At 59.8% G+C, this 13855-nt stretch carries 17 protein-coding genes; 2 read left to right on the top strand and 15 right to left on the bottom strand.

Annotated elements, in window-relative coordinates:
• From IEY26_RS16245 to IEY26_RS16200, 10 genes are all read right to left on the bottom strand, one after another.
• Positions 1–1014: VirB4 family type IV secretion system protein (locus tag IEY26_RS16245; protein WP_188980788.1), on the bottom strand; the 1014-nt coding region annotated here is incomplete at its 3' end.
• Positions 998–2119, bottom strand: coding sequence for a hypothetical protein (locus tag IEY26_RS16240; protein WP_188980786.1), 1122 nt, complete (start codon positions 2117–2119; stop codon positions 998–1000). The genes IEY26_RS16240 and IEY26_RS16245, both read right to left, overlap by 17 nt.
• Positions 2120–2125: 6 nt before the next feature.
• On the bottom strand, positions 2126–3187 hold the full coding sequence (locus IEY26_RS16235; protein ID WP_188980784.1) for a hypothetical protein: 1062 nt from the start codon (positions 3185–3187) through the stop codon (positions 2126–2128).
• A gap of 2 nt (positions 3188–3189) precedes the next feature.
• Entirely contained in the window at positions 3190–4047 is an 858-nt protein-coding gene (locus IEY26_RS16230) for a hypothetical protein (RefSeq protein ID WP_188980782.1), read from the bottom strand.
• Positions 4044–5777 (bottom strand): hypothetical protein, encoded by a 1734-nt coding sequence (locus IEY26_RS16225; RefSeq protein ID WP_188980780.1) that lies wholly within the window; start codon positions 5775–5777, stop codon positions 4044–4046. Before IEY26_RS16225 ends, IEY26_RS16230 begins: the two co-directional genes overlap by 4 nt.
• Positions 5778–5805: 28 nt before the next feature.
• A complete protein-coding gene (locus tag IEY26_RS17755; protein ID WP_188980778.1) occupies positions 5806–6225 on the bottom strand; it encodes a hypothetical protein in 420 nt (139 codons plus the stop codon).
• Positions 6226–6231: 6 nt separating this feature from the next.
• Positions 6232–6510, bottom strand: coding sequence for a hypothetical protein (locus IEY26_RS16215; protein WP_188980776.1), 279 nt, complete (start codon positions 6508–6510; stop codon positions 6232–6234).
• 207 nt (positions 6511–6717) lie between these two features.
• Positions 6718–6900, bottom strand: coding sequence for an exodeoxyribonuclease VII small subunit (gene xseB / locus IEY26_RS16210; protein ID WP_188980774.1), 183 nt, complete (start codon positions 6898–6900; stop codon positions 6718–6720).
• A gap of 2 nt (positions 6901–6902) precedes the next feature.
• The gene (gene xseA, locus IEY26_RS16205) at positions 6903–7955 is read right to left on the bottom strand and encodes an exodeoxyribonuclease VII large subunit (protein WP_188980772.1); all 1053 of its coding nucleotides are present in this window, start codon (positions 7953–7955) and stop codon (positions 6903–6905) included.
• Positions 7956–8030: 75 nt separating this feature from the next.
• Positions 8031–8198 (bottom strand): DUF1931 domain-containing protein, encoded by a 168-nt coding sequence (locus IEY26_RS16200; RefSeq protein WP_188980770.1) that lies wholly within the window; start codon positions 8196–8198, stop codon positions 8031–8033.
• 133 nt (positions 8199–8331) lie between these two features.
• On the opposite strand from IEY26_RS16200, the gene IEY26_RS16195 reads away from it, so the two are divergent.
• Together IEY26_RS16195 and IEY26_RS16190 are read left to right on the top strand one after the other, a co-directional pair.
• Positions 8332–8628 carry a PadR family transcriptional regulator gene (locus tag IEY26_RS16195; RefSeq protein ID WP_188980768.1) on the top strand — a complete coding sequence of 99 codons (297 nt, stop codon included), beginning with the start codon at positions 8332–8334 and terminating at the stop codon, positions 8626–8628.
• Between the two features lie 53 nt (positions 8629–8681).
• The gene (locus tag IEY26_RS16190) at positions 8682–9569 is read left to right on the top strand and encodes a hypothetical protein (RefSeq protein ID WP_188980766.1); all 888 of its coding nucleotides are present in this window, start codon (positions 8682–8684) and stop codon (positions 9567–9569) included.
• 320 nt (positions 9570–9889) lie between these two features.
• Here the strand turns inward: IEY26_RS16190 and IEY26_RS16185 are convergent, their stop codons facing one another.
• The 5 genes from IEY26_RS16185 to IEY26_RS16165 form a co-directional block, all read right to left on the bottom strand.
• Positions 9890–12172 carry a copper-translocating P-type ATPase gene (locus IEY26_RS16185; RefSeq protein ID WP_188980796.1) on the bottom strand — a complete coding sequence of 761 codons (2283 nt, stop codon included), beginning with the start codon at positions 12170–12172 and terminating at the stop codon, positions 9890–9892.
• A 132-nt stretch (positions 12173–12304) separates the two neighbouring features.
• Positions 12305–12502 (bottom strand): heavy-metal-associated domain-containing protein, encoded by a 198-nt coding sequence (locus IEY26_RS16180; protein WP_092664122.1) that lies wholly within the window; start codon positions 12500–12502, stop codon positions 12305–12307.
• A gap of 146 nt (positions 12503–12648) precedes the next feature.
• Positions 12649–13044: a hypothetical protein gene (locus IEY26_RS16175; RefSeq protein ID WP_092664124.1), complete on the bottom strand. Its 396-nt coding sequence runs from the start codon at positions 13042–13044 to the stop codon at positions 12649–12651.
• Positions 13045–13181: 137 nt separating this feature from the next.
• Positions 13182–13457 (bottom strand): DUF7521 family protein, encoded by a 276-nt coding sequence (locus IEY26_RS16170; RefSeq protein WP_004515576.1) that lies wholly within the window; start codon positions 13455–13457, stop codon positions 13182–13184.
• Between the two features lie 3 nt (positions 13458–13460).
• Entirely contained in the window at positions 13461–13811 is a 351-nt protein-coding gene (locus tag IEY26_RS16165) for an ArsR/SmtB family transcription factor (RefSeq protein WP_188980764.1), read from the bottom strand.
• Positions 13812–13855: the final 44 nt, after the last annotated feature.

Genomic DNA, 13855 nt, shown 5'->3' with positions numbered 1-13855 from the left:
ACTCTGCTCGATGGAGCGGATGAAGTTCTGCTTCGAACTGAACGACTTCCCCGACCCCGTGTCGCCGACGGTGAACATCGCGTAGCCGTTGTCCCGCGCGAACGGGTCGATGACCACGGGACTCTGGTTATCTTTGTGAATCCCGAACTCCACACCGCCCTCCTCGAGAATCGTCGCGTTGTGCGGCGAGGACAGCAAGGCGCCGACGGCGCCGCCGAGCGCAATCGATGTCCGGCCGAATTCGTTGTCGCCGATGGGCGCGGCGGACTGGAGGGCGAGATCCTGCCGACAGATCGCCGTCTTCGGCGTGAGGTTCGCCGGGTCGTCACGGAGCGCGCTCTTGACCTTCTGGACGGCGTCCCTGAGGTCCTCCTTCTCGTCGGCCCGGACCGTGATGAACATCCCCTGGTCGAAGACGTTCGCGCCGTTCTCGACGGCCTTGTACGTCGCTGCGGCCTCGTTGGCACGTTCCTGCAGGTAGGCACTCCGGACACTCTGTTCGAGGTCGGCGTCCACCTGGAGGTCGTCAGCGATGTCCTGCAGTTCGTTCCGGGCCCGCTCCTGGTTCTTCGGCGTGATGTGGGCTGTCAGATCGAACTGCACGTCCGTCATCTCGAAGAGCTCGGAGAGATAGCCGTCGTTGGGGTAGTCCGGGTAGTCAGCGATGTACAGTGTCGTCGTCCACTGCTCCCCGACCCGTGCCGCGCGCGTCTCCCACTCGATCGCCGCCGGCGCCGTCACCGTCTTGTGTGACTCGGCGATGTCGTCGAGAAGCTGGCGTTCGGCTTCTCCTTGTTCGATGGTCTCCTCGTCGAGCAAATCCGAGAACTCGACCTCTTCCTCGTCGTCTTCGGTGTACCAGTCCCAGAGGAGTTTCCCGCCGATCCCGACCAGTACCGCGAGCAGGATGTAGAGAGCCGCACCTTCCGCTGAGGTTGGGTTCGTGAGCCACTCCGTGAGCTGGCCGACGGCTCCGCTGTCCGTCTGGAGGACGAGGTTACGCATCGTGGTCATCCTCCCGGCGCGAATGGCCGATGATGGGTTGTTCGCGAACGACGCTCTCTGCGTCGTCGTACTCGTGTTCGCGGCCGTTCCAGAAGTCCATATTCAACACGAAGAGTTCGACCGTGCTGAGCCGGCGTGCGGACCAGCCCGACGCCTGCTGGATGAACTCCGAGCGCACGTCGTTGACCCGGCTATCCAGCTTCTCGAACATCTGTGCGCGGCGCTCGACGTCGGTGAGGTCCTCACGGCGGGTCACGAACGGGTTGAACAGGAACCCGATGACGGGGAACTGCGTCAGCTTCTCGGCCGGCGTCCCCTCGTCGCGGAAGCGGTCGTAGACTTCCAGTGGGGTGACCTCGACGCCGATGTAGTACCGCACCTGCTGGATGCCCCGTTCGCGCATCTCCTTCGGCCGCGTCTCCCGATACTCTTCGAGGAGTACCCGGAAGATCGGGTTTTCTTTGACGTCCTCGTCGTTCAGGCGGTCTTCGATGTTCTCCGTAATCTGTTCGACCGGGAACGAGCGGGTCGTCGCGTGGAGTTTGAGCTTCGAGTCCAGTTCCTTGTTGGCGAACTCCTCGCCGGCGTCCTGGAGCTGTGCCCAGTCGTCGGACATCGCGAAGTCCATGTTGCCGGGGTCGATCTCGATGAACGCCTCCATCGTGCCGTCCGCGCGTTGGATTGCGCCAGCGCCCGGCCACGCCCGTTCGATGTTCGTGAGGTCTTGCGTCCGCTCGTCGGGCTTGAACGGTGTGTAGTTCGCGAGCCCGCCCTCGTTGCGCTCTGTCTCGTTGGTACTACTGTCGCCCTCCTCCGGGGCACTGAACGTGATCTGGGGGCGCTTGACGTAGCGATAGACGTCTTTCGTCCACGTCCACGCGTTGAGGTGGTCGGGCGAGACGTAGACGATCGCGACGCCGAACCCGAAGCCACCTGCGACGAACGGTAGAGCGAGTGATTCGATGCCGGTTAGGCCAGCGATGAACAGGCCGACGATTGGGAAGGCGATCAGGACGCCCACGTCACCTTCCTCGATGTTGAGGTAGGGGATGCGGCTCTCCTCACCGAACTGGTCCATGATGCGCCGTGCGGCTGCGTCTTCGTCGATGGACATGGATTGTTAGTAACCTCCAGGGTCATTCTCGGTCCGCCGGTAGGACGGCGTCCCGCTGTCATCGTCGCTGTTCGCGCCTCGTGCTGCCGCCTTCTGGGCGACAGCGTGTCCCGCAGCGGCTTTCGGTCCCCAGCGGGCCGCGGTCGTCGCGACGCCGGCACCGCCGACGTAGGCCCCGGCAGCAACGCCGCCGATAAGGGCTGCTCCCTTGGTTGCACCGCCGAGGACTTTCGCCGTTAGCGGGGTCGCGTATTTGAACGTCTTCCAGGTCAGGTAGAGTGCGATTAGGGGGAGTGACGCGGCGACCAGATACCGCAAGAATGGGCTACTCGGGGAAATTGCGTTCTGAGAGTACAGTAGGTCGTATCCTTTGAACACTACTGCTGCCGGGAGAGGCAGGACGGCTAATGGCACGAATCGCTTACTGAACCCCATCGCGATATCCGAGAGCACGGGAATGTTTCCGTAGGCCAGCGCGAACGCAATCGGCATTCCATACACGTAGACGTAGAGCAAGACTTCGCGAATGTAGTAGAGTGCCTCCAAAGCCCACATCGAGAGTCCTCCAATGAGTGCGAATACGAGTGAAAGACCGGGATTAGTGAGCGAGACCTCTAAGAAGTTGAGCATCGCATCACCCAGCGAACTCAAACTCGGCATCAAGGCAATCGTGAACCCGTCCACGATGTAGAGGCCGAGAATACTCACCCAGTACCAGGTGATGATAAGGAATGCACCGACCCAGGCAGTTTTCTTGGTACGTCTGGCCTCGTATGCGCTTCCGATATTGAAGATCCGGACAGTGTGACGGCCTTGGACGCACATCACGAGGAGAAGTAGCGAGATTAGCATGATCTCACCACCGACCAGTGCATCCTGAATCGCAGGCCAAGGAGCGTTATTGGGATCGCCGAAGACAAATGCACCATCGGTCTCTGGTGTAGGCGTCCCGAACATCTCCTCGGAGAGGGTCTCGTAGCCTGACCGCAGACCGTCCATGAAGAGGCTAATTACCCAATCGACGACCTCTTTGAAGCCCTCCAGAACGACGTCGATTAGATCAACCATGATTAGCCCTCACTGATGGAAATTTCGCAGTTATCCGGCTCTTGGGACGCTGAATACTGGATACTGTACGTTTTGGTGATTCGGTCCCCTCCAACTCTGGTTTCGAGGATGAGGTCAAACTCACCAGTCTTCGACTCCTCTGAACAGGACGTTCCTGCTCCGGGAACGAATGCGAACGGTGAGCGCGAACTGTATATCGTAGCTTGTTCTCCGGAGGCAATTATGACCTGTTCAACTTCCGAATCTGAATCAGGGTCATAGATTCCACTTACATCTTCATCATCCGCATAGTTCGTCCCCTCCTCGTCGGAAGGGTAGGGGACATCGCCGATGAAGAGCAGTTTTGTAACAGCATCGTGACCAGTCCCTTGATTTTCGAGGGTTACGAACGCTTCCTCCTTGATCTCGTCTTCCGAGCCATCCCACATTTTCTCAGGTTGGTTTCTGCCAGTTCCCATCTCCACGATCTGGAGGTCTGGTTGGACAGTCACCGAGGTCTCCCCGACTTCTTCCTCACCTCTAAGAGCGAATACTTTGTACTCGCCTGGCTCGTAGGCTGTTCCAAGGTCGAAGGACACCTGCTGTGAGCCTGCAGCCACTTCCCGCTGACCGAACAGCTCTCCATTCGGTTGTATGAGGTTAATCTGGTCGAACTCTGAATCTGATGCGAATTCGACCACGAGTGCTGTCCCATCGATGGCTACCTGCTGGAATACACCCGTCCCGCTCGACGGGCTTTCGCTACCATCTGGGGTCGTGCTTTCATTACCATCCAAACACCCGGCCATGCTAGCCAGAGTGGCGCCGGCGACTGTTCGGAGGGCGGTCCGTCTACTGAGGTGGGGATTGTCCTGAGTCATGGTTTCTGTCCGAAGATGTCTTCTGGGCCGAGCATCCGCAGGAGGCGCTTGCCAGCGTAGAACATCACGAAGAACGGCAGGAGCTGCCAGCCGACCTCAAAGATGAGGGCGAACCAGCCTTCAATCGTTCCGAGTGGATGCCAGCGGGCCGTCGCGGAATCGCTCACGTACGCGGGATTATGGCTGAGCCACGAACCCGGATGGTAGCGGGCCGTGTAGATCCCCGGCTCGTCGATCGTCACGATTGCCACGCCCGATTCGTTGGTCTCGACGCGCTGATCTGCGACGGTGATGTATCCATTCCGGGTGGTTCCGCCAATCGGGTACTGGCGGCTATCGTCGAGCGTGATGGGAGCGCTGGTCTGATTGTCCCGCAGTTCAATCCGGAGTGTCGCCTGTGACTGGTTCTGCTCGAGTACCTCAACGGTGAGGTTACTGCGACGGAGCTGTCGCTCGGAGCCACCGTCCGGCTCGACGATCGAGGCGTTCACGCCACGGACGATACCCGCAACGTGGAGCGCTTCACGGTCGACGGTCTCCGCTCGAACGGCAACGCCGTACGTCGTCGTGTACGATTGGTTGACAATGTCGATGTTGATGTTCTCCCCGATGGTGCCGACCGGCGACGGGCGGTCAGTCCCCCACGTTTCGATGAGTTCGGGGCCATCTCGAACCGGCTCGGCACGCGGTCCGATGCGAGACGGATAGGCGTGGACGTACACGGGAATCGCATCCGACTCGACGGTGGCGCTATCTGTCCGGTTCGACCGAACGAGCGTGTCCCAGTTGGTGTTCCGAGCAGTGTAGAACCGCCAGACACCGCGCACCCGGGCATCGCCATCTTCGGTGAGGGTATAGCCTTGCCACGGGCGGGACTGGAAGATCGCCACGCCGGCGTCGCCGTTGGGGTACTCGGCGTAGTAGGGATACGCCGAGAGGTCGTAGATCTCGACGTCGATCGCGTCCGAGACGTTGCGTGATTCCGTCTGGTAGGTGACGTTGACGTCCGTCCGGTTGCCCTGGTCGAACCGAGTGGTCTTCTTCAGACGGGCACTGATCTCCGCTTCGAGCGTGAGATTCGCACTCCAGTCCTCCTCGATCTGATAGTCGAGGGCTGGCGTATGGGACCCGTCCTGCGTCGCGATGGTCTCACCATCTTTCTTCAGCCGGACTTCCTCTATTTCGTGCTCCGTGAGCGACCACTCGATGGTCGTGTTCCCGGACGAACTCCCGTTCGGAACCCGAACTCGATAGTCAACGAAGCCCCGCATCGTCCCGTTCGGTGCGATGTAGAGTGGGGTTTCACCTGACTCGAGGTGCCCGCGCGTTGAGGGCTGGACCGCGAAGATAGTGGCGTGGACATCCTCGATGAAGACGCCGTCCTCGAGGTCCGCGTGCGGTGGATGGACGGACGTGTCTGCCCCACCGGCGTCGAGGTCCTCGAAGTCGTTCCGAGTCCACGTCGCCGCGGTCGCGGGCGGGCGTTTGAACGTGACGTCGGTCCCGTTCGCGACTTGGTGGACGGCGGAGCGGTTCTCGCCGTACCGCTGGCGGTACTCCTCCTGGCTGATGTAGTTGTCCGAATCACGTGACCAGAGCGTCGCAGACTCGTTCTCGGTGAGCCCGTTCCCCTCCGTACCCGGTCGCGGCGGGTCGGCTGCGACGATACCCGTGACTAGGCTCGTCACGAGCAAGCCGGCCATGAGCACGGAGAGCTCTCGGTGGTCCATAGGGCTCGCAACGGGGATTGTAGGGTGCTTACCAGGGGACGAGGTCGACGCACTGCGCCAGCGGGAGGCCCATCATCGACCCGGCGACCGTGTACAGCGGACCGAGGACGACGAGGACGACCGCGGACTTCATCGCGGAGCGCTTGTGCCGCTTGAGGCCCTTCTTCTGCTCGGGATTGAGGGTGAACATCTCGATAAGGGAGTCAGCCTGCCAGACGATGGCGAGGCCGACGATCCCCAGCGCCGTTGTCAGCTGGAAGAACCCCTCAATCATGCTCGGGAGGTTGTCTGCGCTACAGACTGCGTTACTCTGAGCGGCAACTGGCTGGACAGCAAACAGGCTCAGTAGGACGACGGTGAGCGCTGCCTGCCGAGGTATCTTGCCGCTTAGTGCTGACTCGGTGTCGGTGCTACGCTCAGGGTCGGAGGGAGTCTTGTCCTGTGACATAGCGGGTCAATCATCTGTGGCGTCTCCAGTCGGTGGCTGGTTCTGCTGCTCTTCGACGAGCGACTGGAGGTCGTCGAATCGGTTTGTGTCCTCTGCGATCTCTTCAAGTGTGTAGCCCTGCTCGCGGGCCCGTTCGAGGAGTTCGCGGAGTTCTTCGGGATCAACACCGCGGACTTCCATTTCCTCGCGGAGGGCGCGGCGATAGAGGGCGGAGGCGTTGATGTGGTCGTTCCACATCAGGTACAGATCATCGATGTCCTCGATGGTGACTGACCTCGTAATCATACATGCGGGTATGGGTATGCACCGGCTGAGTCCCGGTACATATTTGCTGACTATCTGGAAAATAGATAAATATTTTCTGGTTGTTCGAGATTGAGATTCGCCACACAAATTATCGGAAAATAATTTAGGAACGTTTCAGGTGTGCCTTAACCAACGGGTGGAGTCTTATCGCGTGGGTGTTGGTTAAACTCTCACACTAGAACCGTTCTACTCGATCTCGACGACGTCCCCACTTCCATCATCAAGGAGACTGCGTACTTCGTCAAGGAGTTGCTGACCTTCTTCGTGGAGTGCTGTGCCTTCATCGAGGTCGCACTCGTCCGTGTCGAGTTGCTCAATGATCTCTTCGACGCGACTCAGCCGATCGTGGATGTCTGGATCTTTTGCCACGGTTAGATCACCCCCAGCCAAAGCCCGGTGATGACCAATAACAGCAACAGTAGCACTACGATGGCGACCTTATAGTAAATCGGTGGGAGGCCCTCGGGTGCAGTCGCTTCATCGACTGCTTCGGCGAGCTCCTGTTCGTGTTCGTGCTTCTGCTGGAAGGTCTCGTACGCGGCGTCGAGCTGTTGCTCCAGCGGCTCGATCTCACTCGCAAGGAACTCTTGGCGGGAGTTCACGATATACTCGCCGGCGGCTGTCGGCGTGATCGTCGCGACGTCAGCCACCTGATTCGCGATGAGCCGGTCATCGGTGTGTCCAATCGCGGTGACCACCGGGGTATTGGCGGTGAAGATCGCCTCCGCGACCCGCTCGGTGTTGAAGGCTTGGAGGTTCGAATCACTCCCACCGCCGCGGCCGACGATGATCGCGTCGACGTCCTCCGAGCGGTCGAGATGGTGGATGCCGTTCGCGATGGACGTCGGCGCCTCCGACCCCTGGACGGTCGCATCTTTCACTAGGATGTCGACAGTGGGATCCTGCTCGTGGATCGCGTTCTGGATGTCGTACCGGGCGTCTCCTCGGAGGGACGTGACGACGCCGACCCGCTCCGGAAACGCCGCCGGTTGCTGTTTCTGCTCGTCGTCGAACCAGCCACGCTCTTCGAGTTCGCTTCGCAGTCGCTCGACGGCGGCTGCCTGGTCGCCGTCGCCGACGACGATCACCTCCCACGGTTTGAGGTCGATTTTCCCACCCTCGACCCAGTAATCGATATCGCCCTCGAGGATGACCTCGGTCCCGTCCTCAAGGTCGGCGTCCATCTCCCGGTAGCGGTTCGCCCAGAGCATACAGGGGAGCTCGGCGTCGCCGTCGGTGAGCGTGAAGTAGAGCGCCGTGCTGCTCTGGTGGAGGTCAGTGACTTCACCAATACAGCGGACGCCGTTGAGGGCAGGCGTGTCCTGGACAACCGACGCGATCCGGTCGTTTAGCTGGGACACGCTAAGTACCTCTTTCGCGTCGGGTTCGACCGCCTGCCGTTCGGTATCCGGTGCGTCCGCCATCTCCGTTTCCTAACTTCTGAACAGGAATCTCAAAAAGCTACGTTCGAGTGACGGGATTGGCTACGTTACGCAGGCCTACAGATCGCGGGGCTGGACCGTCTTCCGGTCGTTGGCCTCGGCACGCCCTGCGGCGTCGTCGAGCAGTTCGGCGACCTCTTCGTTGAGGGCGTCGTAGAAATCTGCCGAGACGTTGTGGTCCGAAAGTGCGTCCTTCACAGCTGCTTTGACGATTAGGTCAGACATTCCATCGCGGAATTCTCTTGTCCACTATATAAAAGTTCGAAGTTCTCACGTAGTCTTCCTGACCAGTCCCGCCGAATTCGCCTCTGAGTACCAGAGAGAACATATGCCACCCACAAAAATAGGGAACAGGCAGATGCACGATCTAACTGGGTTCCAGCGGGACATCTTGTACGTAACCACCGGGCTCGAGGAACCACACGGGCTCGCAGTAAAGGCCGAACTCGACGACTACTACGAACAGGAGATCAATCATGGCCGCCTCTATCCGAATCTCGACGATCTCGTCAATAAAGGACTGCTGGAGAAGGGTGAACTCGACAAGCGGACGAACGTGTATACGGTCACGCAACGGGGATTACGGGAAATCGAGGCGCGACGTGAGTGGGAAAGTCAGTATTTAGAAGATGTGAACGCACCCACTCCGTCGTAGAATCAACATACAAGCGGGACTGCTTTACCCACTTCCCACGAATCCACAGTAAGATGGCTCAGCTCGTCTTCTATCACCACCCACAGGCCGAGAATTTCTCCCTCAAATTTAGCTCGGCATCGGTGGCAGAAATCCTGTCTCAGCGAGAGCAATCCGACGAGTCGACAAAGCTCATCGGGTACCCCTTTGAAACACCGGTCTATGTGCTCTACGAAGGCGAGTCAGAGATCGAATCTGCCCAAGAGGTCGACTTCGATCAGGAATGGCTGAGCGACCGTATTCGTGACCTCCCCCGTGCTGGGCAGGTTGTCGCATTCCGATTAGTAGAGTTGCTCGAAGCCGCGGTCGATGTTCGAGATGAGGATGAGTTCCGGCTCTACAAGGAGTTCGAACCGCAAAAGATCCAGCAGGCACTCGATCACGTCTCCTGGGGAGCACCACTGTCGACCGTCGCTGGAGAGGTGATGTCGAATTTGATCCTCCGACATTCCCTCCCAAATGCGAATCATCGAACTGGCATCGCGATGCTCCAGTTCTGTATTGAGAGTGTGGAGCCGGATTTTGAGATGCCACGAACGCACGTCGACGACGATACCTGGCGAGAGTGGGTTGATCCCTATATTGTTGGTTCTAAGCGGCTCATCACGGTCCGCCGGAACAACCTCCGTTTCAAGCAACTCGAAGAGCTGGACGTTGATCTCGTCGAACGGAAAGACGGAATCCAAATCCGATTAGCCCAGTTCGAGCTGGATATGCACTGGCGAGAAGCCCTCTCAGAGTACGCTGAACAGCACGAATCCCACTGTACGGACTTTGCACAGTCAGTTCTCGAACGAGCAGAGCGGGACGATCTGCTTGACCGTCAAGGACCAACGAAACAAGAGTTCATCACGTATCTGGAGGACGGACTGGTCGAACGGGACTTCAGAGAAATGTTCTGATCAGTCGCGAAGCTCGGCGACCGACTGTCCGACCTCGCGAACGTGTTCACTCCGCTCGAGGTCGAGTTCCTCGGCGAGGTAGTCAACCGTCTCTTCGAGGCTCATGTTGGAAAGAAGTCCGTCTAACGGTATAAACCTAGTGCTGGCGCAGCAATGTAGCCCATCAGACGAGCGTCTGTGTATACCGAACTATGCACCCTTCGGGAAAACTGTGGAACCGGTGACCGCGTAGCGATACCCACCGAAATCACGCAGTGTCGCCATTTGCTGTCCATTAACCGAACTCAATTGGAAGAAGCTCCGAAGCGATCGGGAGCGTTTCAGTCTGCAGGTTGTGCGTCAGTCGCTGGTGTCCCGCTTGGAAGCTCGGGGATGGACAGGTCCACGCGGCGGAGCAGCTGAGCGTTGATGGCAACGATGACTGTACTCAACGACATCAAGAGCGCACCCACAGCGGGCGACAGCAGAATCCCGATCGGTGCCAAGACGCCCGCTGCGAGCGGAATCGCGAACACGTTGTAGCCGGCCGCCCAGACGATGTTCTCCTGCATCTTCCGGTAGCTCGCCTTACTGAGTTTCACGAGCCGAACGACGTCCATCGGGTTGTTCTGGACGAGGATGACGTCGGCCGACTGGACGGCGACGTCGGTGCCGCTCCCGATCGCGATACCGACGTCGGCCCGGGTCAGCGCCGGCGCGTCGTTCACACCGTCGCCGACCATCCCCACGAGCTTGCCCTGGTCTTGGAGTTCCTGGACTTTCTCGTCCTTGTCTTCGGGGAGGACTTCCGCGAACACCGTGTCGATGCCCAGTTCGTCGGCGACGGCGTTGGCGACGTCCTGGGAGTCCCCTGTCAGCATCGCCACCTCGATACCCAGATCGTGGAGCGCGTCGACGACGCGGAAACTCTCCTCGCGGATCACGTCGGCCATCGCGAAGGCGGCGATTAGCTCTCCGTCACGAACGAGATACACCACTGTCTGGGCGTTCTGTCCGGCCTCGTCAGCGAAGCGCTGGAGATGGTCGGGGATCTCGCTATCGAGCTGGGTCAACAGGTTCGGTCCACCGACGTACACCTCTTTTCCGTCGACGTTCGCACGGACGCCCCGGCCTTTGATCGCCTCGAAGTCGGTCGCGTCAGGTGCGGTGAGGTCCTGCTCGTCGGCGGCCTCGCGGATGGCTCGCGCGATCATGTGTTCGGAGTCGCTTTCGACGGCTGCTGCTAGCGCGAGAGCGTCGTCCTCTTCCACGCCCTCGACGGTCGCCATGTCGACGACGCCGTGTTCGCCTTCGGTGAGCGTCCCCGTCTTGTCGAAGATGATGGCGTCCAGGTTCCGCGCCTCCTCCATCGCGATACGGTCCCGGACCAGCATCCCGTTGCGAGCCGCCAATGACGTGTTGATTGCGACCACTAGGGGGATGGCGAGCCCGAGTGCGTGCGGGCAGGCGATGACGAGCACTGTGACGACGCGCTCGATGACCGTTGCGTCGAATGAGACCGCGAGCGTCCACGCGATTGCTGTCACGACTGCCGCCGCGAGGGCGACGTAGAACAGCCAGCCTGCCGCTCTGTCGGCCAGTACCTGTGTCTTGGATTTGCTCTGCTGGGCTTCCTCGACGAGGCGCATGATTCCCGCGAGCGTCGTCTCCTCGCCCGTCGCACCGACGCGCACGCGAAGACTCCCGTCGCCGTTGATGGTCCCGCCGATGACCTCGTCGCCGGGGTCTTTCGAGACCGGTTTTGACTCGCCCGTGATCATGGACTCGTTGACGTCGGAGTCTCCCTCTTCGACGACGCCGTCAGCAGGGACACTCGCACCCGGCCGGACGAGTACGAGGTCGCCCTCGGAGAGCTCGCTCACTGGGACTTCCTCGGTGTCGCCGCCGTCGGTGATCCGCTCGGCGGTGTCCGGCATCAGCTTCGCCAGTTCGTCCACCGCGCTCGAGGCCCGTCGCACCGACCGCATCTCGATCCAGTGCCCCAGGAGCATGATGTCGATCAGGGTGACGAGCTCCCAGAAGAACGCCGACTGTGTGGGGAAGACCACGCTCGCGAGACTATAGACGAATGCGACGGTGATCGCCATCGAGATCAGCGTCATCATCCCCGGCGACCGGTCTTTCAGCTCCGGGACCGCCATCTGGAGGAACGGCACCCCACCGTATGCAAAGACGATGACCGCGAAGACGGGATTGATCCACTCGCTGCCCGGGAACGCTGGGACGGAGAACCCGAGCCACTCCTGTAACATTTCGCTGTACAGGAGGACGGGGATCGACAGGAGCGTCGAGACGAAGAAGCGCCGGCGGAACATCTGCTCGTGGCCCTCGTGCATCCCGCCATGACCCTCACCGTGCCCCTCGTGAGTGCTGTGGTCGTGTCCTTCGCCCTCGTGTCCAGCGTGCTCGTGCTGCTCGTCGAGCACCGTCTCACTCTCCGCAGCAGGGTGTGCCTCTTCTTCCAGTAGGTCCTGTTCTACCCGCTGCTCGTCCGACTCGGCGTCCGATTCATCCTGCTCGCCGTGTTCGTGCTGGTGACTGCTGTCGTCCTGCTGGTGTTCCCCTCCAGGGGGATTCTCATTTGTATCTTTGTGGTCGTCCATTGCCCATATTCTCTGTAGAGGTGGATCCGCCGGCCCCCTGAATCTTTCCCACTGAAACTGTACAGCAGGACCAGCGTAGCGAAGCTTCAAAGACAACGGTTGGCCGTTGTCTCGGAGTGGTCCGCGCGATTCTCAGGCGTAAGCGGTGTACCCGGCGTCTTCGACGGCCTCCACGAGAGTTGTGACATTTGCCTCACCATCGACGCTTGCCTGTTCGCTCTCCCTGTCGACGGTCACGTCAGTCACGCCGGATACCTCTTCGAGGGCCTCTTCGACCGTCTGCTCACAGTGACCGCACGTCATGCCTTCCACGATGATCGTCGTCGTCATACAGGGATACACACGGCCTCCTCTCTTTAGCGGATTTCCCCTTCGAACATACTGATATCGTGGGGCTCAAACTTTAGATTCAAAGTGATACCTGCGGCCGTAACGAACTAGACATCGGATGCGCCAGGTGTCAATAGCGAGAAGGCTCAAGTATCGTTGTGACGCTCCCTGTACGTCTTCGCCGCTAAAAAGACATAGAGTGCGCCGATAGCCCGAATGCCCAAGCGGAATCGCTCGTTCCATTCTATCGACTCTGGACGCTCGTACAGGAACGCGGTGGCAAATCTCTGATACAGGTCGGGAAATAAGAGGACTATCGCGCCGAACACGCCGGTAAGATTCATCAGCAACGCGTATGCTCGCCCGTTAAAGAGTGAAAGCGCAGCTATCAGAACACCCTCCGACCGGACTGCTGGACGTATCCACCCTCTCACTGTTCCCTCGTCTGGATTCGAAATCGCGAGTTTCTCGAAGAGCTCGACGATTTCGTCCGGGAACAGCGCTGAGATAGCGCCGAGGACACCGACGATTGTTCGAATCATACGATATGGTACGACCGATATGGATATAACTCCCACTGCGACGCTACACTATCGAGAACGAGGGGAGTCCGAACAGTAGCGGCTTCGAACCGGGCACGACGCGCAGAGGCCGCTTGTCGAATGGGCGTCCTGAATCCTTATGGATTCGGGGCATACAGGGCGTAGAGGATAGACAGCATCCCGGCTGCGGTGACGAGTGCTGCGACGAATCCTGCTTCGAAGATCGACACCTGGAGGAGTTCGAAGAGGACGCCTTCAAGGAGGCCGCCAAGCCCGACCAATGCGAAGCCGGCGGCGACGTACAGGAGTAACTGCGTGTGATGTCGTTGGTACCCGCGATAGGCCTGATATGCGATGACCAGTGCTAACGCGGTCGTGAACAGTTTGCCGATGACGAATAGCGTGTGTTCCATAAGTCAGTCTCCCCGCATCTCCTCGAAGATGGTCGTAATCCGGTCGGCGGGGTCCGCCCGGACATCGATCTGGACATCGAAGCCCTCTGCCTGGAGGAGGACTTCAATACGTTCGAGACGAGCCTCGTACTCGCTGTAGTGCCGTCCTCCGGGGTCGACGTGCGTATACTCTTCGAGGAGGCCCTGCTCGACGAGGCGGGTGACACGGCGCGAGACGGTCGGGCGTGACATGTCACATTCCTCGCTGAGTTCCTTCGCAGACAGTCGGTCGGTCTTCGTCGCCACGAGGATGTCGCGAGCGTACTCGTCGTCGAGTGTAGCGAAGATTTCCGACGGGTCGGACTCCTCAGTCACACGTCCGTACTCGCGACAGGAGGGTAATATAGTCCCCCGGTTTT

Origin of the sequence: Halocalculus aciditolerans, from assembly GCF_014647475.1 — an archaeon.
GTDB classification, from domain to species: domain Archaea; phylum Halobacteriota; class Halobacteria; order Halobacteriales; family Halobacteriaceae; genus Halocalculus; species Halocalculus aciditolerans.
Note: the sequence above shows the minus strand (reverse complement) of the source record. Positions and strands in the feature narration are given on the sequence as shown.

Bases quoted from the DNA above. Each gene is read 5' to 3' on its own strand.
- xseA (WP_188980772.1), bottom strand. From the start codon at position 7,955: ATGGCGGACGCACCGGATACCGAACGGCAGGCGGTCGAACCCGACGCG.
- IEY26_RS16190 (WP_188980766.1), top strand. From the start codon at position 8,682: ATGGCTCAGCTCGTCTTCTATCACCACCCACAGGCCGAGAATTTCTCC.
- IEY26_RS16195 (WP_188980768.1), top strand. From the start codon at position 8,332: ATGCACGATCTAACTGGGTTCCAGCGGGACATCTTGTACGTAACCACC.
- IEY26_RS16170 (WP_004515576.1), bottom strand. From the start codon at position 13,457: ATGGAACACACGCTATTCGTCATCGGCAAACTGTTCACGACCGCGTTA.
- IEY26_RS16225 (WP_188980780.1), bottom strand. From the start codon at position 5,777: ATGGACCACCGAGAGCTCTCCGTGCTCATGGCCGGCTTGCTCGTGACG.
- IEY26_RS16180 (WP_092664122.1), bottom strand. From the start codon at position 12,502: ATGACGACGACGATCATCGTGGAAGGCATGACGTGCGGTCACTGTGAG.
- IEY26_RS16215 (WP_188980776.1), bottom strand. From the start codon at position 6,510: ATGATTACGAGGTCAGTCACCATCGAGGACATCGATGATCTGTACCTG.
- IEY26_RS16230 (WP_188980782.1), bottom strand. From the start codon at position 4,047: ATGACTCAGGACAATCCCCACCTCAGTAGACGGACCGCCCTCCGAACA.
- IEY26_RS16240 (WP_188980786.1), bottom strand. From the start codon at position 2,119: ATGTCCATCGACGAAGACGCAGCCGCACGGCGCATCATGGACCAGTTC.
- IEY26_RS17755 (WP_188980778.1), bottom strand. From the start codon at position 6,225: ATGTCACAGGACAAGACTCCCTCCGACCCTGAGCGTAGCACCGACACC.
- IEY26_RS16185 (WP_188980796.1), bottom strand. From the start codon at position 12,172: ATGGACGACCACAAAGATACAAATGAGAATCCCCCTGGAGGGGAACAC.
- IEY26_RS16200 (WP_188980770.1), bottom strand. From the start codon at position 8,198: ATGTCTGACCTAATCGTCAAAGCAGCTGTGAAGGACGCACTTTCGGAC.
- IEY26_RS16235 (WP_188980784.1), bottom strand. From the start codon at position 3,187: ATGGTTGATCTAATCGACGTCGTTCTGGAGGGCTTCAAAGAGGTCGTC.
- IEY26_RS16175 (WP_092664124.1), bottom strand. From the start codon at position 13,044: ATGATTCGAACAATCGTCGGTGTCCTCGGCGCTATCTCAGCGCTGTTC.